Source organism: Kordiimonas sp. SCSIO 12610 (genome assembly GCF_024398015.1).
In the GTDB taxonomy this organism is placed as follows: domain Bacteria; phylum Pseudomonadota; class Alphaproteobacteria; order Sphingomonadales; family Kordiimonadaceae; genus CANLMI01.
The window spans coordinates 2,176,270-2,199,277 of the sequence record NZ_CP073747.1; the positions used below are offsets into that span (position 1 = coordinate 2,176,270).

A 23,008-nucleotide genomic window follows, 5' to 3' on the forward strand; every position below is an offset into this window, starting at 1 on the left:
GCGGAAAAAGCTGCCAACATCACACCTAAATATACCCAAATTGTATCGGCAAAAATGGTCGCCCTCCACTAAGCATTACGTGCAAAGACGATAAATTATTGTAATATATACAGAAAATATTTGGCACACTTTCTGCTTACACAAATACAACAAAAATAATAACTGCGTTAAAAGCAAAAAAATAAAATGCTATTTGCAGGAGAAGTAATATGGACACCGCATTATATGTGGGGTTAGCCCAAAGAACTGCGCTCAGAAGGCGCATGGATGTTGTTGCACATAATGTTGCAAACATGTCGACAACAGCCTTTAACAAAGAAAGAGTGGTTTTCCGCCAGCATTTGGTGGATGCACCCAACGCTGCTGCCACAAGAGGCGGCAAGATTTCCTATGTTTTGGATCATGGTATTGTCCGGAACCTAGAGGTAGGCACACCTGTAACAACCAACAATCCGCTGGATATTTTCATTTCCAAGGGCGGATACCTTGCAGTTGAAGGTCAGAACGGCGATACGTTGTACACACGTAATGGCCGTATGCGTGTTGATACCGACAATTTCATTACACTATTAAGCGGCGAACGGGTGCTTGATACTGATGGCAATCCTATTCAATTAGAAAACGGTGATACTCGAGTTGACATCTCAGAAGATGGTACAATTTCGAACGAGTTAGGTACCGTTGCACAGCTTAATATTTCAACGTTTGCAAGCGAGCAATCATTGCAGCGAGTTGGCACATCACTTTATGAAACTGATCAAGATCCACTTGATCCAGTAAATGCCCCGCGTGTTGAAATTACCCAAAAAGCGTATGAAAGCTCCAACGTGAATGCGATAGAATCAACTGTCGAGATGATTGATGTTCTCCGCACTTACCAACAAGCAGAGCAGCGCGCAAAAGATATAGCGGACCTCCGTGAAGACGCACTTCGTCGTCTCTCCAGAGTTCAATAGATAGTCCGGTCAGAGTTCAAGAAAGGATAGTTCCATGAGAGCACTTAGTTCCGCAGCAACAGGTATGCTGGCACAGCAGCTTAATGTTGATACAATCTCAAACAATATTGCCAACCTCAACACAACTGGCTTCAAGCGCCAACGTGCTGAATTTCAGGATCTGCTCTATGAAAACATTGAGCGCGCAGGCTCTAACTCATCGGACGCTGGTACAACATTGCCTAGCGGTATTCAGGTTGGTGTCGGTGTTCGTGCGGCAGGCATATATCGTATTGATGAGCAAGGTAGCTTAGAGAACACAGGTAATACATTCGACATAGCGATTAACGGAAACGGGTTTTTCCGTATCCAGTTACCTGACGGTCAGGATGCCTATACACGCGCAGGATCATTTCAGATTGACCAAAACGGACAGTTAGTGACACCGCAGGGTTTTATCGTCCAGCCACAGATTACGATCCCACAGGAAGCACGCGACATCTCAGTTAATGAGCAAGGCGAGGTTTCTTTCAGCCTGGCTGGGCAGGTTCAGCCTTCGGTCGCTGGTCAGCTTGACCTTGCAATCTTCCCGAACAGTGTTGGTCTGGAAGCGATCGGTGGAAACTTGCTGCTTGAAACTCAGGCATCAGGTGCTGCAAACATTGCAACACCAGGAACACAGGGTTTTGGAACCGTTCTACAAGGATTTCTGGAGCGCTCAAACGTGAATGCAGTTAGTGAGATTACAGCCCTTATATCTGCACAGCGCGCATACGAGCTGAACTCACAAGTCATTCAGACCGCTGACGAAATGCTCAGCACAGCCGGCCAGCTTCGTTAATTTTAACATTTAACCTGAAAACAAAGTGATAAGATCATGAAAACCTTAGGGAATAAGATAAATAAGATCGTCAAAGCGGGACTCGTAGCATCCATTTTTGGACTATCACCTTCCGTGTTAGCAAACGATCTAATCTCGAACCTGAGCGTAACCGACGACATGGTAAGATTAAGTGATCTTTTCACGGACACAGGAGCGAAAGGCGAAGAAATTGTTCTAAAAGCTCCTGCCCCCGGTAAAAGCATGCAAATATCCAGTTATCAACTGGAGAAAATTGCCACCAAATATAGCCTCGACTGGGAAAAACCTGAGTATCTCAAGCGCGTAAAATTAACCAGAGAAGGAACCGCGGTAAAAATCGGTGACATTCAACAGATTATAAAAGATCAATTGGACGCAGAAGGTATATCGGATGATGTTGCGGTTAAGATTTTTGGTCACAGAAAAGGTGTTTACCTGCCTGTAACAGCGGACATTTATGATATTGAAATCACCGAAATGGAAGTTTCAGACCGGCAGGACCGTTTTTCGGCAACCCTAAACCTTCCCATTGGTAATGACGAGAGTAAAACACTCCGCATTACAGGTTCAATCGACCAAATTGAAGCGATCCCCGTGTTCGCCAGAACCATCAAGCCCGGTGAAGTTATCAGCGAAGACGATATCACATGGCAGGACGTTTCCATTAAGCGGATCAGTAACCGCACAATCAGCAGTGCAAACGCCCTTATTGGTCAAACGGTGAAACGCCCCATTAAGGCCGGAAAGATATTGGTTGCATCAGATGTTCAAACCCCTGTGGCCATTGCCAAAGGCGAGCAGCTTACGCTGATTTACAAAGTCGGGTCTATGCAACTGACGGCTGGAGCACGCGCCCTTGAAAACGGCGGCGTGGGCGACATCATTAATGTGATGAACCTGCAATCCCGGCAATCAGTGGAGGCCAAGATTACCTCACCTGGCCTTGCGACTGTATCAACACACAATGTTTTAACCCTCGCGTCCCGCTAGACAGGAATTTAAGGCACCGGACTTAATGGTGCTAACGGAGAAGAAACTATGAAACGATCTTATGAAAAGCAATTGAAGCTATTGAGCTCTGTCGCGCTGGTTTCACTTCTAAGCGCATGTGGTAGCCTGGATCGAATAAAGGATATTGGGAAAGAACCTGATTTGACGCCAATTACCGAGGTAAAGGCGCCAGTGCGTCAACGCTCAATCAGCGTTCCTCTACCACAAAACGCTCCCCAGAAACACGAAGCCAATTCCCTATGGCGAACTGGCGCAAGGGCCTTTTTTAAAGACCAGCGTGCGTCAAACGTTGGGGACTTGCTGACAGTACAAATTGACATCCAGGATCAGGCACAAATTGGTAACACGACTGCAAAAAGTCGAACGACTGCGGAAGATTCTGGTATCGAGAACTTTCTTGGTATTCCTCAAGGGATTGATAATTTGATTGGTAGCGGTGCTGCAGCGGGTTCAACACGCGCCGCAATTGCCCAAGGATTTGATCCTGCTAACCTTGTAGGTATCGATTCAACCAATAGCTATAATGGTACAGGAACCGTTAACCGCAGTGAAACCATCAGCTTAACAGCAGCCGTGATGGTTACAGAAGTTTTACCGAATGGCAATTTAGTCATTCAAGGCCGTCAAGAAGTGCGCGTGAATTTTGAAAAACGTGAGCTACTGATTGCCGGCATAATTCGCCCAGCCGATATATCCAGTTCCAATGTGATCCAACATACTCAGATCGCAGAGGCACGGATTTCGTACGGCGGCAAAGGGCAACTCACCGACGTACAGCAACCACGTTATGGAACACAGCTGTATGATATTATTTTCCCATTTTAATCAAGGAGGTGGAGTATAAGTATCTAACTTTTTATACTTCTCAAAAAATAGCAAACTTTATCGGCCAAACACCAGACGTGGGTTTGGCCTTTTTTTCGCAAAATCAAAAGATCGTAATAAAAAAGCCAGCAAAATATGCTGGCCTTAATTATTACAAATTACTTCAAAAACTTATTCGTCACGGTGGACTTTTTCCGCGCGCTCATGAGCCTCCTGAGCTTCAATCGTCATTGTTGCGATTGGCCGCGCATCCAAGCGTCTTAGGCTGATAGGATCACCAGAGACTTCGCAGTAACCATACTCGCCCTCTTCGATCCGGCGAAGCGCAGAGTCAATTTTAGAAACCAACTTTCTTTGACGATCGCGGGTTCTAAGCTCTACGGACCAATCAGTCTCAGAAGAAGCACGGTCAGCAATATCAGGCTCGCGTAAATTATCTTCTTGTAAGTTTTGTAATGTCTCCGCTGACTCACGGAGGATATCATCTTTCCAATCTTCTAATTTCCTGCGGAAATACTCTAATTGATTGGCATTCATAAACTCTTCATCCGGGGAAGGCATGTAACCTTCAGGAAGCTCAACAGCGGTATTCTCTTGCGTCATCTAAACTGCCCGTTATCTCAAATTTTTTATTAAGTTGACTTTTCTCAGTTTTCTGAGTTTGGCGTTATATAGTATCTTCACAGCACGAGTACAAGAGCGAATGGTGCATTGTAAGATAACTTTAAGATGAAGTCTTGAGGTCAAGCTGGGTTACATACCCAATTTGGCAAGCTCAACCTCTGCGCGCAATTCGATTTCCTCAAGTATTTCATTGAGTTGCTGATCGCCCTGAGTAGCTTTTTGATTTCGTGCCAAGCTGGCAAGTGAGCGAAGATTTGCCACTGGTATTGCACCCAAAAGCAATCCTTTGCGCACCTCTTCCAGAAGATCGAGCATTTCATTTGCTCTATTCAGTCCTTTTGATCGACCACCTGACACAGAATCAGGTGCTTCCTGAAGTGATAGTAATGCATCAACAGTAGCAAGTGGGCTTGGGCCGCCAACATTGCTCGCCTGCCCTGTATCCTGAGGCCCTGAGAGCGCACTTGAAAAAGCTGCACCATCACTGGCCTGCTTCGCACCTGTTTTTTTAATTGTTTTGGACGTTACCCGCCCCGAGCCTGTAATTTTCATAATGCCAATTTAATTCGATAATTCTTGTTCGGCAAGCCTTGCTGGGTATTTAAGGAAAATAATACCCATAAGGTATCGCACCTCAATTTTATTGATTAAATACAATAACTTATATGCAGCAAAAAATGGCATGAATTTCGCTTTATCTGAATTGAAATAATTCCATATGAAAATAAAGGGAAAAAACGCCATGAAAACACTCAAGCAAGACAAGATTGTCACGCAGAATGTTAGCATGTTTATTATCGCGCTTATTGTAGCCGTCGTTTTTGCCCTTTTGACACCCTCCAGCTTACTTGCATCATCACGCATCAAAGACATTACATCTGTCGAAGGCGTAAGAGAGAACCAACTGGTCGGTTACGGATTAGTCGTTGGCCTAAACGGCACAGGAGATACTTTCCAGAACGTCCCCCATACTGAGCAAAGCCTTGTTGCTATGCTTGAGCGTTTCGGCACTAACATTAACGGCGAACAACTAAGGCCTGAAAATGTTGCAACCGTGATTGTAACTGCTGATTTACCAGCCTTTGCACGCCCAGGAACACGCATTGATGTCTCTGTTAGTTCAATTGGTGATGCGGATGACCTTAGGGGTGGTACCCTTGTTGTGACACCGCTACAAGGTGCGAACGGCGAAGTTTATGCGGTAGCTCAGGGAACTGTTGCAGTTGCAGGATTTAACGTCCAAGGCGCAGCAGCACAGATTGTTCAAGGCGTTCCAACCAGTGGCCGCATTGCAAACGGCGCGATCATTGAAAATGAAGTAAATTTTGAACTCGCGAACCTATCATCCGTAAAACTATCGCTGCACAATCCTGATTTCACAACAGCCAAAAGAATTGCTGCTGCCATCAACCAGCACCTTGGCAGCACGCTTTCAATTGCCCTTGACCCATCAACAGTAAGAATTAGCCGACCTGTTGGCTATAAATTACCGATGTTTAATCTTTTACAGGAAATTGAGCTTTTGGAAGTTGAACCCGACCAACGAGCACGCGTTTTAATTGATGAGCGCACAGGCATCATCGTTATGGGCAATCAGGTACGGATCAACCCCGTTGCGATCGCACAAGGTAACCTGGTAATTAATATTCAGGAAGGTGCTCAGGTTTCACAGCCAAATGCCCTCGCTGAAGGGGATACAGTTGCCGTACCGCAGACAGATATTTCAATTGAAGAAGTTGGTACAGAACTTCGCCTACTCCCCGACGCTGTTACACTGCGTGAACTGGTTGATGGCCTCAATGCGCTTGGTGTGTCACCGCGAGACATGATTTCTATCCTGCAAGCCATAAAGGCGGCCGGCGCCATGCAAGCCGAAATCGAGGTGATATAATCATGACGTTTCAATCACTAGATATATCAAGCGGTGCGAGCCAGCTATTTGCAAACGGGAACATCCAGTCCCAAGCATCAAAATTATCAGCAGCACGGGCTAATATTGAGCTAGCAAAAACAAACGGCGAAAGTGAAAAAGCAGCCCGCGCAGCAGCCGAGCAGTTTGAAGCTGTTTTTATTTCACAATTTCTCTCTCCAATTTTTGAAACGCTTCCAACCGATGGCCCTTTTGGTGGCGGCCACGCTGAGAGTGTTTACCGCGGTTTTATGGTTGAAGAACTTGGCAAATCCATTGCTAAAAACGGTGGATTTGGAATAGCGGACACAGTCTACAAAGAAATTTTACGCCTACAAACCGACGGTGATGCAGCAATAGCACAGCCATCACAATCAAATGCGTCTGTCGCATATCAAAATGCCAATAAATTACAGGAGGTATCCAATGCCGCTTGATGCACACCCGAGTGAACTTCATAATAACGCGCCGATTATCACGGGCCCTGGTGAAAAGCTTGTAAAAATTACTTTGGCACTGACAGATTTAATCAAAAGAGAAACCTCGTTTCTGAAAGCGCACCGTAACAAGGATGCCCAGGCCCTTCACGGTGAGAAAAGCCGTTTGATGGCCGAATACCGTGATACATTGAATAATCTTCAGGTTAATGAGCACTTATTAGGGTCAAAAGATTCACGCGAGCGCAAATATATAAAGTCCATCACCGAGCCTTTCCGCGAAGCGCTTAGGGAACATGCCAGAATTGTTCTCAGGATGAAGGCCGTTACCGAAGGATTGATTAAAAGTGTTGGCGAAGAAGTGAGCAAGAGGAATCCGTCTGTGACCGGGTACAATAAAACCGCTGCATTTGCAGTTCCGCAAAACCAGCGGCCAACATCACTAAGCCTTAATCAGGTTATATAAATCATGGCTACTGTTGGCACCGCGTTGGCGCCTTCCCTACTCCAGCCAGCGCTGCCAGCATCTAATATTTCAAATACAATTGGTTCGCAACAGATCGCAAATAATTTTGCTGCTTTGTTACAGGCCAAACTGAAAGCAAATAACCTATCGCTTCCAATTGCCGCGCGCACTCCAACGTCAACCAGTGGCACAGCCAATTTATCACCGACACTCTCTCAAAATCAGCTTATGTCAATTACTATCATGAATAGTAGTATGAACGGCACAAACAATGCCGCGAAAACAAGTGATAAAAAGAAACCTCACGGTAAAACTCACTCCCGTAAATAATTACGCCTCGGGCAATTATTCATTCTACATTCAGAATACGGCAAAAGATTCCTCCATCCATATCGGCAGAATCTGCAACAACCCTAAATCAGCTAATTCAATGATTCCGAGGAAAGATAAATATCGTTCAATATCTTTAATAGATATTTTATTTTTTATTTATATTTCAAATACTTGACAATAAAAAACAAACTGGCACACCCTTTGCTTAATACAGATCAAAGGCTCGAAATGAGCTAAAATTGATTGTGAAAGAAAGGAGAGGTAAAATGGCCTTTTCAGTTAATGTAAACGAACCAGCGTTACTTGCACTTCGCGCTTTAACAAACACGAATAATGATCTTTCCACAACACAGGAGAGGATCAGTACAGGGCTTGAAATTGGGTCCGCACGGGACAACGCAGCGATCTTCTCAATCGCGCAACAGTTGCGCGGCGATGTCCGTGGTTTGAACGCTGTCAGACAATCGCTTGATCGCGGCATTTCCACAATTGATGTAGCCCTTGCAGCCTCAACAGCAATTTCCGATCTTCTCTTGGAGTTAAAAGAACGTGCCGTGGCAGCCGCCGATGCCGGCCTCGATCAAACAAGTCGGGATGCTCTTTCAACAGACTTTGTCACACTGCGTGATCAAATTTCTCAAATTGTAGCAAATGCAGAATTCAATGGCTCAAATCTGATTGATGCGGGCACCGACCAAATTGTCGCCATCACAAACGCCGACGCAACACAAACATTAAACATTGCTCACGAGAACCTTACACTTGGTGGCGGTGTTATTGATATTGGTCCAGCACAGGATATCGATACTCAGGCTGAGGCAGCAGCTGCCGTTACTGATATCAATAATTCCATCGACCAACTTAATGAAGTTCTAACACGCTTCGGAGCAGGTGCTACCGCATTGGAGCAAAGCCGGACATTTAACGAGCAGCTTCAGGATGTTGTTGAAGTCGGTATTGGTAACCTCGTTGACGCTGATCTCGCTCAAGAAAGTGCAAATCTACAAGCACTACAGGTTCGCCAGCAGCTTGGCCTTCAGTCACTTTCGATTGCCAACCAGGCACCACAAGCAATTCTATCTCTATTCCAGTAATAGTATCGAGCCAAGCTTAAAAGCTTGGCTTTTACTGTTGTATCTACTAATTATATCATTTGATATTTCGAGGGTAAAACTCACGAGTTGAAACACAGTCTTTATTGTCGGTTAAAGAATTAATCCGCCCATGACAGGAGGTCATTATGGCATTAAAACTATCGTTAAAACCTAATGAGAAACTTATCCTGAATGGAGCGGTGATTGCCAATGCAGACCGCAGAGCAACCTTAATTGTTCACAACAAAGCCTCTATACTTCGCGAAAAAGATATCATGAAGGAAGAAGATGTAAATTCACCTGCAAAACGCATCTACTTTCCTATCATGCTAATGTATATGGACGGCTTCCAAAGTAAATATTACGATGAATTTGCCCTTCGCATGACCGAATTTATGAGCGTGATTTCAACCCCTGAAGCCATAGCTGACTGTGTTAAAGTTAGCAAAGATGTGATGGATAAAAACTTTTATAAAGCTCTTGTTAACTGTAGAAAGCTTATAAAGTTCGAAGCAGAGCGAATGGGACAGCTCGAAAGTTAAGGCAATATAGAGCATAGACATGTCGTATCAGGCGTATCAAAAAACACAGCAAGCCTCAGAAACTCCTAGCCAGGTTGAATACCGACTATTGGCTAAGGTTACGACTGCCCTGATGGATGCGGAAAAGCTTCATCATATGGATCAGGCAGCTGTTAAAGCACTCGATTGGAATCGAAGGGTTTGGTCCACACTGGCCACTGATTGCGCAATAGAGGGTAATCAACTTCCTAAAGAAATTCGTGCCGGTATTATTTCCCTTTCTATTTGGGTTTCCAAACATACAACCGGCGTTATCCGGGGTAAGATGCAAATTGCCCCCCTGATAAGTGTGAATAAATCAATCATGGCCGGTCTTGCTAAACAAGCTGAACTTCAGCAACAAGCAGCGGCCAACTCACAACAAACCATCACTCAAACTGACACCTCTTTATAAGCAATCGCAAAAGCCTGCATCAGCAGGCAAACAGTTGCATACCACCGGTAGCAAGCAATTCCTCCATCACAAACCGCAACTCTCCAAACAATCAAATTTAAACCTTGCAAAATTTAGCTAAACAAAGGGATTTAGCGGCTCAAATTCCGGAATATTGGCACGATATCTGCTTATAAAAAGCCAGGAGTAAAAAGCTCCACATAAACAGAAGCAGATAGCTTCTAATGTGTAACCTTATCAGCGCAAAATGCTCTGAATATTCTCAGAATGGAGATTTAATATGGCTTTTTCAGTTAACACAAACGCACAGGCTTTTATTGCATTGCAAAACCTTAACACAACAAATTCAGCACTTGCTACAACTCAAAACCGCGTTAGCACAGGTCTTGAGGTTGCTGGTGCTGAAGATAGTGCGGCTCGCTTCACTATCGCACAAGGTTTGCGTGCCGATGTTGCTGGTTTAAATTCAGTATCGGGCTCGTTAAGCAACGCCAGTTCCGCACTTGATGTTGCTCTTTCAGCTACTGAAGCAATTTCTGATATCCTTATCGACCTTGAAGAATTAGCTGTTACCGCATCTGATGACGGACTTGACGCAGATTCACGTACCGCTCTTAATGCGCAGTTCGGTGAACTAGTTGGTCAGATATCATCTATCGTTTCAAGCGCTGAATTTAACGGCACTAATATTATCAGTGCCACTCCAGACAACATCACAGCTTTAACTAGCCCTACGCCAGGAGCTGCAACGATCTCCATCAATGGCGTAGACCTGGCCGCTCAAGCAGCAAACTTGGCTGCTGAAAACCTACTGGGGGCAAACGGCGATAATGCTGATTCAGCAATTACTGTCATTACAGCTGCCACTACAGCAGTTAATGGTGCCTTAGGCTCTTTTGGTGCGGGTGCTAATCGTCTTTCCATTCAAGCAGAATTCACACAAAGTCTTTCCGATACTATTGAAGTTGGTATTGGCAACCTTGTAGATGCTGATCTTGCACAAGAATCTGCAAACTTGCAGGCCTTGCAGGTACAACAACAGCTTGGACTATCGGCGCTTTCAATCGCCAATCAGGCCCCAAGTGCAATTCTGTCACTGTTTGGATAAACTCAAACAAAGTCAAGAACTCTATAAAAAGGGGCTTACGAGCCTCTTTTTTTTAAATAAACACTGTAATTTATACAGGCAAAATATTCCCTCTATTCTTACATTTGGCACAAAGAACTAGAAACTTAATGCCTATGCGGCAAATTTTGCCTAGAAAAAGCTCAAAATTATCTAAAATTTTATTTATTATTATTATTTTAAATCAATAACTTAATGATTTTTTATGGAAATTTTCATTTGGCACAAGGATTGCAGAAATCCTCCCAGAGACAAAAGGTCTCAAAAGGCAAAATGCCTTAGTATAGTAACTCCAAAAAGGAGAAAGCAAAATGGCTTTTTCAGTAAATACTAATGCAGGTGCGTTCGTTGCTCTGCAAAACCTTAATGCAACAAACACAGCCCTCGCAACAACTCAAAATCGTGTTAGTACTGGTCTTGAAGTATCAGGCGCACAAGATAGTGCCGCCCGTTTTACGATTGCGCAGGGTTTGCGTGGTGATGTTGCAGGTTTGAATGCTGTATCTGGCTCTTTGAGCAATGCAAGCTCTGCCTTATCTGTTGGACTGTCAGCTACAGAAGCTATTTCTGATATTCTTATTGACCTTGAAGAATTAGCTGTTACCGCATCTGATGATGGACTTGATGCTGCATCACGTGACGCGCTTGACGCTCAATTTGGCGAGCTAGTCGGCCAGATTTCATCTATCGTATCAAGTGCTGAATTCAATGGTACTAATATTATCAGTGCTACACCTGATAATATTACTGCTTTAACAAGCCCAACACCTGGTGCAGCAACAATTTCCATTAACGGCGTAGATCTGGAAGCCCAAGCAACTGCACTTGCAGCTGTTGGACTGACCGGTGCCAATGGTGATAATGCTGATGCTGCGATTACAGCAATCACAGCTGCAACTACCGCAGTAAATGGCGCTCTCGGATCTTTCGGTGCTGGTGCAAACCGGTTGGAAATTCAGGCAGAGTTTACTCAAAGTCTGTCAGATACTATCGAAGTTGGTATTGGTAACCTTGTTGATGCAGACCTCGCGCAAGAATCTGCAAACTTGCAGGCCTTGCAGGTACAACAGCAGCTTGGCCTATCGGCGCTTTCTATCGCCAATCAGGCTCCTGGTGCTGTCTTGTCACTATTCTAAGATTAGTCGCAAAGCTTCGATTAAGCTGGTTCGCCAGCTTAATCAGCCTTCTAAGACAGAATAGTAACAAGAAAGGAGTTATGTCGGAGTATAGACATGGCAGAGATCAACACATCAGGAAGTTTTGCCCAAGGAGTGTCCTTGCGCTCAACAACCGCAAACAACACTAATATCACAGTACCACAATCGGTTGAAACCGACGTAGCACCAGAACTTGCCGTTCCTGAAACCAGCGTTGCAGATGCAATTTCTGACAGGGAAGCACTGCAAGCTCGCAGAGATGCTCTTGAGCTAGATGACAGCACAGACCCGCTTGCACAAGCCGCCGAAGCTATCAGTGAATTTATTCCTGATACGGAAGCTTTTGCAAACACGACACTTCGTATCGAACAAGACGAAGCTACAGGTCGGTTTGTGTATCAAAGCATTGATAATGCTTCTGGTGAGGTTTTGCGTCAGTTCCCACCAGAACAGATATTAGAGTTTTTGGCTTTTTATAGAGAACCCGAAGGTATTGTCGTAGACGACGAAGCCTAAGGAAAATAAGTACCTTCCATTTCTGGGACACATAGAAATATATCTATTTCTATGAACCCTTTTTTTCGTTCTATCGTCTTGTATATTTTCCATATCATTAATTGCACTCCGTGGTTTCTTTGCTATAAGATTAATCAGAATGATTAAGTGATAGCGGAGTCCCAAATGTCAGTTGACGATCCAACACAAAATACACGTTTTTCAGGCACTGATAATTATGTAGCTACAGACGATTTAAAAGTGGCTGTTAATGCTGCTGCAACGCTGAAGCGCCCTCTTCTCATCAAGGGTGAGCCAGGCACAGGCAAAACTGTTCTCGCGCAAGAAGTTGCGAAGGCTTTCAATACAGACCTGATTGAATGGCACATTAAATCGACAACAAAAGCCCATCAGGGGCTTTATGAATATGATGCTGTGTCTCGACTTCGCGATAGTCAACTCGGTGACGAGAAGGTTAAAGATATCAAGAATTATATCAAACGCGGCAAACTGTGGGAGGCATTTACCCACGATACAACGCCTGTGTTATTAATCGATGAAATTGATAAGGCCGATATCGAATTTCCGAATGACCTTCTGCTTGAGCTCGATCGCATGGAATTTCATGTTTATGAAACCGGCGAAACCGTTAAGGCCGTTAATCGCCCCCTAGTTATTATTACATCGAATAATGAAAAAGAATTACCTGACGCGTTCCTGCGAAGGTGTTTTTTCCACTATATTAAATTCCCTGACGAAGCGACAATGCTTGATATTATCAACGTACACTATCCTGATATTAAGAAAGAGCTAGCCCGCGAAGCGTTGAGTATCTTTTTTGATGTCCGCAACGTTCCTGGCATGAAAAAGAAACCATCAACCAGCGAACTGCTTGATTGGTTAAAACTATTAATGTCAGAAGACCTTCCTATGGATGTTCTAAAGTCCAAAGATCCTAAAACGCTCATTCCGCCGCTTCATGGTGCATTGATTAAAAACGAGCAGGATATTCACCTGTTTGAGCGCCTCGCCTTTATGAGTAAACGTGCATAGGAAACTGCTATGTTCACAAACTTCTTCTATGAGCTTAAGGACGGCGGCGTTCCTGTTAGTATTAATGAATATTTGACACTAATGGAAGCGCTGAAGGCTGGTTGCACGGACTATGAAATTGATCAGTTTTATTTTCTTGCGCGATCCACTTTCGTCAAGGATGAAAAAAACCTGGACAAATTTGATCGTATATTTGGAAAGGTTTTCCAAGGCATTGAGTTTATAGGGGAAGAAAGCGTCGAAATTCCTGAAGAGTGGCTCAGAAAAATGGCAGAGCTTCATCTAACGCAGGAAGAAATGGACGAAATCGAATCCCTCGGCGATTGGGATAAGATTATGGAAACCCTGAAAAAACGCCTCGAAGAACAGGAAAAACGCCACCAAGGCGGTAATAAATGGATTGGTACCGCCGGCCGCAGTCCCTTTGGCGCCTATGGCTACAATCCTGAAGGTGTTCGTATAGGTCAGGATAAAGGGCGCCATGGCAAGGCCATTAAAGTTTGGGACAAACGAGAATTTAAAAATCTCGATGACAGTGTCGAATTAGGTACCCGAAATATCAAAGTGGCACTTAGGAAGATACGCCAATTTGCCCGTGAAGGAGAGGCGACTGAACTAGACCTGGATGATACAATCCGGTCAACAGCACATAAGGGCTATTTGGATATTAAAATGGTCCCGGAACGTCACAACGCTGTTAAAATTCTATTGTTTTTTGATGTTGGCGGTTCTATGGATCCACATATTAAAATATGTGAAGAGCTGTTTTCCGCTGCACGGTCAGAATTTAAGCATTTAGAATTTTTCTACTTTCACAACTGTCTTTATGAAGGCGTGTGGAAAGATAACAAGCGTAGACACAATGAAGTCATTTCAACCATGGACGTGCTTCACACCTATCCCCATGATTATAAAATTATTATTGTAGGTGATGCCTCGATGAGCCCATACGAAATTGCTTATCCGGGCGGCTCCGTCGAGCATTGGAATGAAGAATCCGGGGAAACATGGCTGAGACGGCTTCTTAACGTTTATTCTAAATCAATTTGGCTAAATCCAATTCCCGAAAAACATTGGGAATACGGTCAATCTATTCAAATGATTAAACAATTGATGGAAAACCGTATGTTCCCCTTAAGCCTCTCAGGCCTGGAGGACGCAATAAAGGAATTACGGCGCTAAACACAAGAAAGGCCGCAAATGCGACCTTTCGATAGTGATTTCCTTTTCACAAAGGTTTCTTATGCGTTTGAGCCAATTATTCTGCGGTGTTAGGGCTCAAAATTTCAATACTAGCGCTTAGAGGGCCGCGATTTTGCGCAACATCTGAGCCAGTAACTGTACCTTGACGCTGTAGGCTTTTATATTCGAAATAATTATCAGCAATATGGTAATTTAACTGTACTGCAAATGTCATTGTTTCGCCTTCATAGCCTTCCGGAATTGCTGGGAAATCAGCTTTGCGAACAACAGAACGCGATGCAGAATTCAGGAAACGGCTACTTGTTTTCTGTGTACGCTTTGACTTGACGACATTGCCGTCACGGTCAATCGTTATCTGATACCGTGCTGAACCTTCATCCCCAGCACGTACAGCAAATGATGGATAGGTCATAACCTTATCAATTGAATTTCCGGCGCTCTTTGCCCAAGCTTGCAAATTATTATCCGCATCAGCAGATGCTGACGCTGAGAAGGCTGCCGCTGAAATTGCTGCAAGTGCCAAAATAGTTTTTCTAGTTTTGTTAATCATGGTTTCATCCTCGCTTTGTTTTTACACACCCAGTATTGGGCCCCTATCTTGGGTGTTCGTGTTAACTATTACTTGTTGCTATCGTTTTTATTATTCTTATCTCTGTGTCCTATTATTTGACGGACACTTAGGAAATAAGCATCGGTTTGTTCCGATAACTTATACTTAGTAACTAAAAACGAGAATGTAAGGGCCTGTCGATAAAACGCCTTAACTTTGCGTTTTTCCGCTAAACCTTTATGACTTCAGTCCCTAAACCACTATACCTTAAGTCTTAATTTGTAATATTACCTTCATATAAATGACTGTAAAATCTTGATAATTTACACTATAAATCGACTCAATAAATTATATTGACCTATTCCTTACAGGCTATATTGATTATTTTGAAAATAGTTTACCTTGCGAGAGAGGCTGTAAACTATGATTTGCAATTATTGAAATATTGGACAATGAAATGCGATTGACCCGTTTCCAAACGTTGGCAACAACATTACTATTTACTACAAGTGCATTGTGTGCACCAACCGTGCTGGCTGATGAAGATTGGCTCAATGATGGCAAGAAAGCTATCGCGGAAAGACTGGCAACTCAACCTAACACCAAACGCGCTAAAAACGTAATATTGTTCGTTGGCGATGGAATGGGCATTTCCACCTTAACTGCTGGTCGCATTCGTGAAGGCCAATTGCGCGGTGAAAGTGGTGAAGAAAATTATTTGTCATTCGAAAAGTTTCCTTACACTGCGCTTGTCAAAACCTACAATATCGATGCACAGGTTCCTGACTCCGCCGGAACGGCATCTGCCCTGAATACTGGTTCCAAAACGCGTATCGGCGTTATCAACACAGGCCCAGACCAACCACAAGGCGTTTGTGAAGGTTCCCAGTCCACGAATTTGAAACCCCTCGCCTACTATGCAGAGCAAGCAGGGTTAAGTACTGGCATTGTCAGCACTGCGCGTCTCACGCATGCGACACCAGCTGCTGTTTATGCCCATAGCCCCTCCAGAAATTGGGAAAACGACACTGCCATTCCAGAAGACCAGCGAGGCCAGGGCTGTGAAGATATCGCGAAACAGATTTTAGGCAGCCTGGACGGCGATGGATTAGAAGTTGCTCTTGGTGGCGGTAAAGGTAATTTCTTACCTGACACAGAAGGGGGTTGGCGCAAAGACGGCCTCAATATACCAGCTGAGTGGGTTTCAAGCCGCGACAATTCCCACTATGTTACAGATACGAAGAGTTTAAAAGCGATCGATCTTGATAAAACGGATCGGCTTCTAGGTCTTTTCGGCAATTCCCACATGGATTTTGACGCACAAAATAACGAAGATCAGCCATCTTTGTCAGATTTAACTGAAACAGCCATCAAGCTCCTCTCTAAAAATGATGGTGGGTATTACCTTATGGTTGAAGGCGGCAGGATTGACCATGCCCATCACGGCGGCAATGCATATAATGCTCTCGGTGAAACCGTAGCGCTATCCGCAGCCGTTAAACGCGCGATGGAACTTGTTGACCTTGAAGAAACACTGATTCTGGTAACGGCGGACCATAGCCATGTCTTTACAATTGCTGGATACCCAGAGCGCGGGAATCCCATATTAGGTCTCGTCAAGCCACCGCATAGCGAAGACGGTGATTATACAAAAGCCGAGGACGGCAAGCCATACACAACGCTCGGATATCATAATGGTCATGGTGCAATTTCTGGTGAAAGAGCGGATTTGACCCATGAAAATGTCCAAGACCCACGTTACCTGCAACAAGCCGCCATTCCATTAGGCAGCGAGACACACGGCGGCGAAGATGTTGCTTTGTTTGGCATCGGACCATGGGCGCATTTGGTAAGAGGAACCATGGAGCAAAATGTTGTTTTTCACATTATGGACCATGCACTAAACTTACGCGAACGCGCGGGTAATAAAGAGTAAAATCGGCCAATGACACCCACAAAAAAGCCTTCCAAATGGAAGGCTTTTTTCTTTATGGCTTTCTAAATTTTAGAATGAAACGATCGGTACGTCCCCTCACCGAAGGGTCCCACATAGGAATATCATGAGGGTCGCTATCGTTTGCTAAAATATCACTTTCAGCTTCCAAGACAAAACCAACCGATTTCATCTCTGCGATCACCAATTCGGGGTCAATGCGGTGTAATTTCTGAGCGACACTATGCCCAGAACCAGAAATCGCAACATGATCGATAATTCCAACGACCCCTCCTTTTTTGACGCTTTTAAAGACTTCCCGTAGCATTTTATTCACGTCAAATTCGGGCCAATCATCAGTCTGGATATAAAAGTCATGATACGCCAACGCCATGATCACGAAATCATACGTATCGTTATCTAACTTCAAGTCCGCAGGTTCCGCCTGTAACAGAGTGACATTTGCAAGACGCCTGTCATTATAGCGATCTTCCAGATCATAACTCATAATTCGGCGATAAGCCTGATTATTGTGGGCAGTTACATTTCCACTCTGACCAACAGAGCGCGAGAGGATTTCCGTATAATATCCACCGCCAGAAAAAATATCCAAGACGGTATCGCCCTCTTGAAGCCCAAGGAAGCGCAATACCTCGGCAGGTTTTCTAAGAGGATCACGGTTTTTGTCTGATCGTTTACGCTCTGGGGCTACAAGCGCGTCATCAATGAAATCAGGCGAAATAGCCAAAATATCAAAAGAAAATATAGATAGAGCAAGTGCACCAGTTATTATCGCCGAAGTCAAACCAGAAACTTTATTCATTACAGTCCTCTTTTCAACAGCTTGTGCTGACCACTCGTTACATACAAAATACAGATATAAACATAACCTATTTTGACAAATATCAATGTCTATGTCGAATATTTCTCAATTGCGTCGTTCAAACTATCGGTCAGCTTTTTGCCGATTTCTCCGCCGTCTCCGCTTACCCGGCCACGAATAACTGCCCTCATCGCATCGATATGAGATTTTATTAACTCAACCCTATTGTCTGCATAATCGCTGGAACTTGAGGTAAATCCGTACAAAGAGTCTGCAAAAGCAGTAATAAGCGGGTATCCAAATGTTCCCCCCTGCCCCTTCATATCATGCGCCATATGATTAATGGCTTCAAAACAGTCCCGGCGATCCTCTGGTGTATCAACACAGCGTCCATGTTGTTCTTGCAATTTAGCAATCAAGCCCGAAACCCAATCTGGATAATCTTCGGACATTTTGCTAAGCGCTTGCTGTGCCGCCTCTAGCGCTTCTTCAGAAATCGAGGCTTGTCCACCGCCAAGGCCCGCTGTTTTCTCGCGCAAGCGATTTTGAAACCGATAAAATCTGACAATGACAGGTTTATTAGCCACGGATAATCTCCACGCCTTCGCTTTTATCATTCAAAACACGACGGTCAGGACCATCGATATTCATCCTCCGTCTTCGTCTGTCAGGGCCAAAAAAGTCCTTTGTATGAACAAACTGGCGTGGACGCTCGATTATCGAGGTAAGCTTTTCACCAATATTTTTGATCGTGAAGGGTTTCGCCAGCATTTCAGTAACACCCATTTCACGGGCCTGAAGCACTCTCTCGGGCTCTGTATAACTCGTAATCATGACAAAAGGCACAAACCGGTCTGGGCTATCCTTGTGGCGCCTAACCCAACGAAGGAACATCATTCCATCCACCGGCGACATATCCCAGTTAGAAATAACAATGTCAATTTGTTGTACCCCCACCTTCATAGGCTCATTCTTAACTTGCTGAAGGAAATTGATGGCATCACCGCCGTGTTCAAGAGCGTATACATTCCCAACACCAAGAACTTTAAGAGAATTGATTAAGAGCGAACGAATGAATGGGCTATCCTCAGCCAAAAGAACATTCAACCGATCAAAATCATAATCACTCATAAAATACCCTTATTTCTTTTATTGTCTGTATTTGTAACAGGTTTATCTGAATATTCGTATGTCTTAGGCGCAATCGAATGGCAAGGTCAATCAATACTGTATCTTTTCAAGACCTGCTATTCGGTATCACCCTTTAAAATCAACTGTATATGACTAATCAGTTCATCAAGGCGGGCCTTTAATTCACTTAGGCAATCCAAACGAGCAGCTTCATTTTCATACGGCCCTTCCAGGAATTCTGCCCGTTCACCTTGTTTTGCTGTACGCCAAGCGCCAAGGCTACGGGCTGCGCCTTTAAGCTTATGTGCGCGCTCTTTCCAGTTATCTGCATCAGAAGCAACTAGTAATTCATAATATTGTGGGGCATTTTCAACAAACACACGCAGCGCACTGTCGCGTACATCATCATTACCACCAGTGAATTCAGACAAGTGTACTAAATCAAGTATAACGCTTTCGTCCCAGTTTGTATCCACAAGAACCCCCTTTTATTCTGATACATTGTGATTACTAGACACTCTTAAACTGCGTTCATAACAATAGCTAACTCAATATAGTACCAAACATATTGCTGTCCAGTTCTTATGCATTTCAAATCTTATGCGTTTCAAACTGGGCGATCCGAAAGAATAAACGTGGTGGTGGAATGACGTTATTTGTCGTTTTCAAATAACTTTCGACCTGCCTCCGTTAGTTTACAGACTAACCAGTCAGGTTTAAGAGGGTTATGATACCATGGCTCACACCATCCCTTGGTCATGCATGCTTTTATCGTTTGCTCTTTATAACGCTGCCCCTTTTCATCAAAAAGAGGTAGTTTCCCGCCCGGTTGGGAGAGCCCCCGCTTTAAAAACTTGTATTGGATTGAAGTTGGTTTTGGTGCACTTGGCATAATATGACTCGGTTATTTTCTAAGCTTCTTCTTTCCAAACAAGCAAAATAGTCTTTCAAGCACAGACCTTGTTCAATATCTGGATCATAATCATGCCACATCTCTGATGCAAGTTATGCACAATTTAGCGTATACTTGAATGCCATTACTCAAAATGAATTAAACGCCTATTGTCATTTTCAATTGGTATCTTGCTGAATATGATGTTTAATCATAAACACATTTGATAATGCTGCAAACGCACCATAAGGCAGCATGGATATCAAAACCGTTTGGCAGGTCGGGAAATGCATCGAAACTTCGTCTCTGTTGCATTTATTGAAGCGAATTAAAGAACACAAGCGATCATTAGAATGAAACAAGAAGATATAAAAGTTCCAGAATCATCAAAAGAGGAAAACGCTTCAAACTCTAGCGAAAACACCGCTACGCTCTCTGACAATGAAAGTACATCACGGAAGTTACCTGTTATTCTTGCAACGGTCGCAACCTTCGCATGGATCATGCTTTGTGCTGTTGGACTTTATTATTACTTTCCGCAAAACCCCGAATTTATCGACGTAATCAGTATAATCGCAGCATCCACTACGCCCATTGCTATTTTCTGGCTCATCGCGCTCGCTATTCAGCGCACTGATCCGCTGCTGGAACGGCGTTTGGCAATTGCCAATAATTTACATAAAGCAGTGGCACCGGTAGAAATTGCCGAAAACCGCCTCCGTGAACTTAACAAGTCCCTTAATAATGAGCTTGCAAACATTGAAGCGGTTTCTGAACTTGCAGCAGAACGCATCGGAAACCTAGAAGGCCGTTTTCAGGAACAGATTTCCAATCTGTTTTCAGCGACCGCAGATACTGAAGCCAAAACAACCAGCATCAGGGATATACTCGCACGGGAACGGGATCATTTGGGTACGCTTTCGAGCGATATAGAGCGACGCTTCCTAACATTAGAGAAAACGGTGAAAACCATTTCCAGTTCGCTCGAGCAGGCTGGTCATTCTGTCAATTCAAACGCGAATACTGCAAAATCAAAACTTGATGAAAGCCTGCAAAATTATAGCGAAACCGCAGAGGCACTCGAAGAACGTATCGGCAATATCCAGCAAGGTGTTGAAAATCAAGCTGATCAGATTTTGAATGCAGCCGAAACCGTTGAAGAACGCCTGAGTTCAATTAATCAAACCGTTCTGGATAGTATGGGTGACCTAAAAGAAGACATAAACGGCCTTGAGCACAGGTCAAATGATCTTACCCATCACATGAATACACAAGCGACGGTTTTGAAAGAACTAGCTGAACATGCAGCAATAGAGTCCGCTAAAATTGAAACAAGTCTAAAAACCCACGTTGCAGAGGTTAGAACGTCAGCGGATGAAGCCCTAGAGCGCACAAACACAGTCAGCGATATCGTTTCAAACCGCGCACAGGCGATGTCCAGCAAAGTCTTGGAAACCGTTGAAAATGCAAAAGACATGCTGGACCAGGCAAGTGCCACATTAGAGCAGCACTGTGAAAACGCGCTTGCGACCAGCGAGGCGCTTAATCATAAAACAAACGAACAAACCAAAGAAACGGGCGCAGCCATAAAAGCACAGGCAGAAGAGTTTGATGCAATCTTAAACGACAGTTTCGCCAGAGCAAAAGCAACGCTTGAAGAAACCTCTGCCCTGCTCAGTGAAAATTCTGCAAAAGCTGTTGATGAAGCAGAAGCAACAGCAGAACGAACACTTCAGCACATCCGTCAACTTCGCGCCGGCATTGAGGACCAAATGCACGAACTTGCGGAAGTGGGGGCATCATCCAAAGACAGCCTGATCGCAAGCGCCGATCAAATCCAAGAGAAAGCAGCGAACATTATCGAAGGCACTTCGTCCGTGAACGCTGAATTTGAAGCTGCCAAGGCGCAGATGGATGATCATAGTGATGCAATCGCGGAAACACTGAATGACACACGCATGAAACTATCCCGGCTTGAGGAAGATTTGATCGCTCAGCGCCATATCCTGCAAACGGTATCTGACGCCTCGGCTGAAAAGGTTATTGAAGCCGCAGAACGCTTTATGCAGCAATCGGATCAAATTCAACAGGCAAGTGAAACATCAAGCAAGGTCATCGAAGAACAGTCCCATGATCTCGCAAAGACGATTTCGCTGATCAATAATGCGGGTGAACTGACAAGTGAAACATTAAATTCATCGCTGCAAACATTGTCTTCCAATGCCGAACTCCTGCGCACCGAAATGGTTGATACCGGGCGGTCGCTCTCAAGCGCTTCTGATGCGTTCGCTGGAGAGCGTGAGCGTATTCAGCTTGAAACAGAAGCAAGTGTTGCGAAATTAAATCAAGCGTCTGACGCGATGAATAAAGAAGCCAGTGAATTACTACAAAACTCAGTTGATATCTCTAATCAATTGGATGCAGCAGCACAGAGCCTACTCGATCAAACGAGCCGTATTGATGAAAACCTGAAAGCTTCGACGCTTAACACGCAGGAAGAACTGGCTGCCACCATGCAGGATATTGGTGATAAGGCAGGCGAGCGGATTACCTTCCTGAAGGAAGAAATGCACGCAACCCTTAATCAGGTTCTTAGTGAATATGCTGAAAACGCGGAACGCGCGGAAAAGGAAAGCGCACTCCTTGCCATGCGCCTTGGTAACGAGGCAACACGCATCAGTGAAACTGCTGATCAATTTGTTGAAAAATCCAAAGAAATTGAAGAACGCATTGGTTCAGCAACCAAAAATGAATTTGCACGGATTTCCAAATTACTCATGGAAAGCATCCAATCCACTTCAATCGATATCAACAAAGCCCTCTCGACAGATATTCCCGATGAAGTATGGAGCAAATACATGGAGGGTGATCGCTCTATTTTCATGCGGCGTACGTTGAAAATGGGCGACAGGAAAACCCGCAAGGTTATTGCTGATAAGTTTAAAGTGGACAGTGAGTTCCGGGAAGCTGTCTCTCGCTACTGCCGTGACTTTGAAAATATGATGGAACGGGCCATGCTCGGTGATAAAGGCAGCGTTATGTCGGTAACACTGCTTTCAAGTGATATGGGGAAATTATATATATTGCTTGGACAATCACTGAAAAAATTCTCATAAAGAAACCGATGGGGAAAATGTACGAACATCAGTCGTACATTTGGGGTAAGGGATAAAT

General features: G+C 44.2%; 25 protein-coding genes. 18 read left to right on the top strand and 7 right to left on the bottom strand.

Annotation, left to right across the window (positions count from 1 at the left end; all coding sequences use genetic code 11):
- Positions 1-209 precede the first annotated feature (209 nt).
- From KFF44_RS10140 to flgH, 4 genes are all read left to right on the top strand, one after another.
- Positions 210-956, top strand: coding sequence for a flagellar hook basal-body protein (locus KFF44_RS10140; RefSeq protein ID WP_255933916.1), 747 nt, complete (start codon positions 210-212; stop codon positions 954-956).
- Positions 957-990: 34 nt separating this feature from the next.
- Complete coding sequence (flgG, locus tag KFF44_RS10145; RefSeq protein ID WP_255933918.1) at positions 991-1,776, top strand: flagellar basal-body rod protein FlgG; 786 nt, start codon at positions 991-993, stop codon at positions 1,774-1,776.
- 114 nt (positions 1,777-1,890) lie between these two features.
- On the top strand, positions 1,891-2,787 hold the full coding sequence (gene flgA, locus KFF44_RS10150; RefSeq protein WP_255933921.1) for a flagellar basal body P-ring formation chaperone FlgA: 897 nt from the start codon (positions 1,891-1,893) through the stop codon (positions 2,785-2,787).
- 48 nt (positions 2,788-2,835) lie between these two features.
- Complete coding sequence (gene flgH, locus KFF44_RS10155) at positions 2,836-3,633, top strand: flagellar basal body L-ring protein FlgH (RefSeq protein ID WP_255933922.1); 798 nt, start codon at positions 2,836-2,838, stop codon at positions 3,631-3,633.
- A 171-nt stretch (positions 3,634-3,804) separates the two neighbouring features.
- On the opposite strand, the gene dksA is transcribed toward flgH, so the two are convergent.
- Positions 3,805-4,236: an RNA polymerase-binding protein DksA gene (gene dksA, locus KFF44_RS10160; RefSeq protein WP_255933928.1), complete on the bottom strand. Its 432-nt coding sequence runs from the start codon at positions 4,234-4,236 to the stop codon at positions 3,805-3,807.
- A 150-nt stretch (positions 4,237-4,386) separates the two neighbouring features.
- Complete coding sequence (locus KFF44_RS10165) at positions 4,387-4,809, bottom strand: flagellar assembly protein FliX (RefSeq protein ID WP_255933930.1); 423 nt, start codon at positions 4,807-4,809, stop codon at positions 4,387-4,389.
- Between the two features lie 190 nt (positions 4,810-4,999).
- Between KFF44_RS10165 and KFF44_RS10170 the strand changes: the two genes are divergently transcribed.
- From KFF44_RS10170 to KFF44_RS10225, 12 genes are all read left to right on the top strand, one after another.
- Entirely contained in the window at positions 5,000-6,148 is a 1,149-nt protein-coding gene (locus KFF44_RS10170; protein WP_255933931.1) for a flagellar basal body P-ring protein FlgI, read from the top strand.
- 2 nt (positions 6,149-6,150) lie between these two features.
- Positions 6,151-6,603, top strand: a complete 453-nt coding sequence (locus KFF44_RS10175) for a rod-binding protein (protein ID WP_255933933.1) — start codon at positions 6,151-6,153, stop codon at positions 6,601-6,603.
- Positions 6,593-7,069: a hypothetical protein gene (locus KFF44_RS10180; protein ID WP_255933934.1), complete on the top strand. Its 477-nt coding sequence runs from the start codon at positions 6,593-6,595 to the stop codon at positions 7,067-7,069. The genes KFF44_RS10175 and KFF44_RS10180 overlap by 11 nt, the downstream gene beginning before the upstream one ends.
- Positions 7,070-7,072: 3 nt before the next feature.
- Positions 7,073-7,399, top strand: coding sequence for a hypothetical protein (locus KFF44_RS10185; RefSeq protein WP_255933935.1), 327 nt, complete (start codon positions 7,073-7,075; stop codon positions 7,397-7,399).
- A gap of 269 nt (positions 7,400-7,668) precedes the next feature.
- Complete coding sequence (locus tag KFF44_RS10190; RefSeq protein ID WP_255933937.1) at positions 7,669-8,496, top strand: flagellin; 828 nt, start codon at positions 7,669-7,671, stop codon at positions 8,494-8,496.
- 146 nt (positions 8,497-8,642) lie between these two features.
- Complete coding sequence (gene flbT, locus KFF44_RS10195; protein ID WP_255933939.1) at positions 8,643-9,038, top strand: flagellar biosynthesis repressor FlbT; 396 nt, start codon at positions 8,643-8,645, stop codon at positions 9,036-9,038.
- A gap of 19 nt (positions 9,039-9,057) precedes the next feature.
- Entirely contained in the window at positions 9,058-9,471 is a 414-nt protein-coding gene (gene flaF, locus KFF44_RS10200; RefSeq protein ID WP_255933941.1) for a flagellar biosynthesis regulator FlaF, read from the top strand.
- Between the two features lie 280 nt (positions 9,472-9,751).
- Complete coding sequence (locus tag KFF44_RS10205; protein ID WP_255933943.1) at positions 9,752-10,579, top strand: flagellin; 828 nt, start codon at positions 9,752-9,754, stop codon at positions 10,577-10,579.
- A gap of 329 nt (positions 10,580-10,908) precedes the next feature.
- Positions 10,909-11,733, top strand: coding sequence for a flagellin (locus KFF44_RS10210; protein ID WP_255933945.1), 825 nt, complete (start codon positions 10,909-10,911; stop codon positions 11,731-11,733).
- 96 nt (positions 11,734-11,829) lie between these two features.
- Positions 11,830-12,270 carry a flagellar protein FlaG gene (locus KFF44_RS10215; RefSeq protein WP_255933948.1) on the top strand — a complete coding sequence of 147 codons (441 nt, stop codon included), beginning with the start codon at positions 11,830-11,832 and terminating at the stop codon, positions 12,268-12,270.
- 165 nt (positions 12,271-12,435) lie between these two features.
- Positions 12,436-13,302, top strand: coding sequence for a MoxR family ATPase (locus KFF44_RS10220; protein ID WP_255933951.1), 867 nt, complete (start codon positions 12,436-12,438; stop codon positions 13,300-13,302).
- Between the two features lie 9 nt (positions 13,303-13,311).
- The gene (locus KFF44_RS10225) at positions 13,312-14,484 is read left to right on the top strand and encodes a VWA domain-containing protein (protein WP_255933953.1); all 1,173 of its coding nucleotides are present in this window, start codon (positions 13,312-13,314) and stop codon (positions 14,482-14,484) included.
- Positions 14,485-14,560: 76 nt separating this feature from the next.
- On the opposite strand, the gene KFF44_RS10230 is transcribed toward KFF44_RS10225, so the two are convergent.
- Positions 14,561-15,055, bottom strand: a complete 495-nt coding sequence (locus tag KFF44_RS10230; protein ID WP_255933955.1) for a TonB family protein — start codon at positions 15,053-15,055, stop codon at positions 14,561-14,563.
- A 457-nt stretch (positions 15,056-15,512) separates the two neighbouring features.
- On the opposite strand from KFF44_RS10230, the gene KFF44_RS10235 reads away from it, so the two are divergent.
- Positions 15,513-16,991 (top strand): alkaline phosphatase, encoded by a 1,479-nt coding sequence (locus KFF44_RS10235; RefSeq protein ID WP_255933957.1) that lies wholly within the window; start codon positions 15,513-15,515, stop codon positions 16,989-16,991.
- A 52-nt stretch (positions 16,992-17,043) separates the two neighbouring features.
- Here KFF44_RS10235 and KFF44_RS10240 read toward each other — a convergent pair whose 3' ends face one another.
- The 4 genes from KFF44_RS10240 to KFF44_RS10255 all read right to left on the bottom strand — a co-directional run bounded on the left by KFF44_RS10240 (position 17,044) and on the right by KFF44_RS10255 (position 19,418).
- Positions 17,044-17,811, bottom strand: coding sequence for a class I SAM-dependent methyltransferase (locus KFF44_RS10240; protein ID WP_255933960.1), 768 nt, complete (start codon positions 17,809-17,811; stop codon positions 17,044-17,046).
- Positions 17,812-17,900: 89 nt separating this feature from the next.
- Positions 17,901-18,398 carry a hypothetical protein gene (locus tag KFF44_RS10245; protein WP_255933961.1) on the bottom strand — a complete coding sequence of 166 codons (498 nt, stop codon included), beginning with the start codon at positions 18,396-18,398 and terminating at the stop codon, positions 17,901-17,903.
- Positions 18,391-18,942, bottom strand: coding sequence for a response regulator (locus tag KFF44_RS10250; protein WP_255933963.1), 552 nt, complete (start codon positions 18,940-18,942; stop codon positions 18,391-18,393). Before KFF44_RS10250 ends, KFF44_RS10245 begins: the two co-directional genes overlap by 8 nt.
- 116 nt (positions 18,943-19,058) lie before the next feature.
- Entirely contained in the window at positions 19,059-19,418 is a 360-nt protein-coding gene (locus KFF44_RS10255; RefSeq protein WP_255933965.1) for an Hpt domain-containing protein, read from the bottom strand.
- A gap of 769 nt (positions 19,419-20,187) precedes the next feature.
- Here KFF44_RS10255 and KFF44_RS10260 point away from each other — a divergent pair.
- Positions 20,188-22,950: a hypothetical protein gene (locus KFF44_RS10260; RefSeq protein WP_255933966.1), complete on the top strand. Its 2,763-nt coding sequence runs from the start codon at positions 20,188-20,190 to the stop codon at positions 22,948-22,950.
- Positions 22,951-23,008 lie beyond the last annotated feature (58 nt).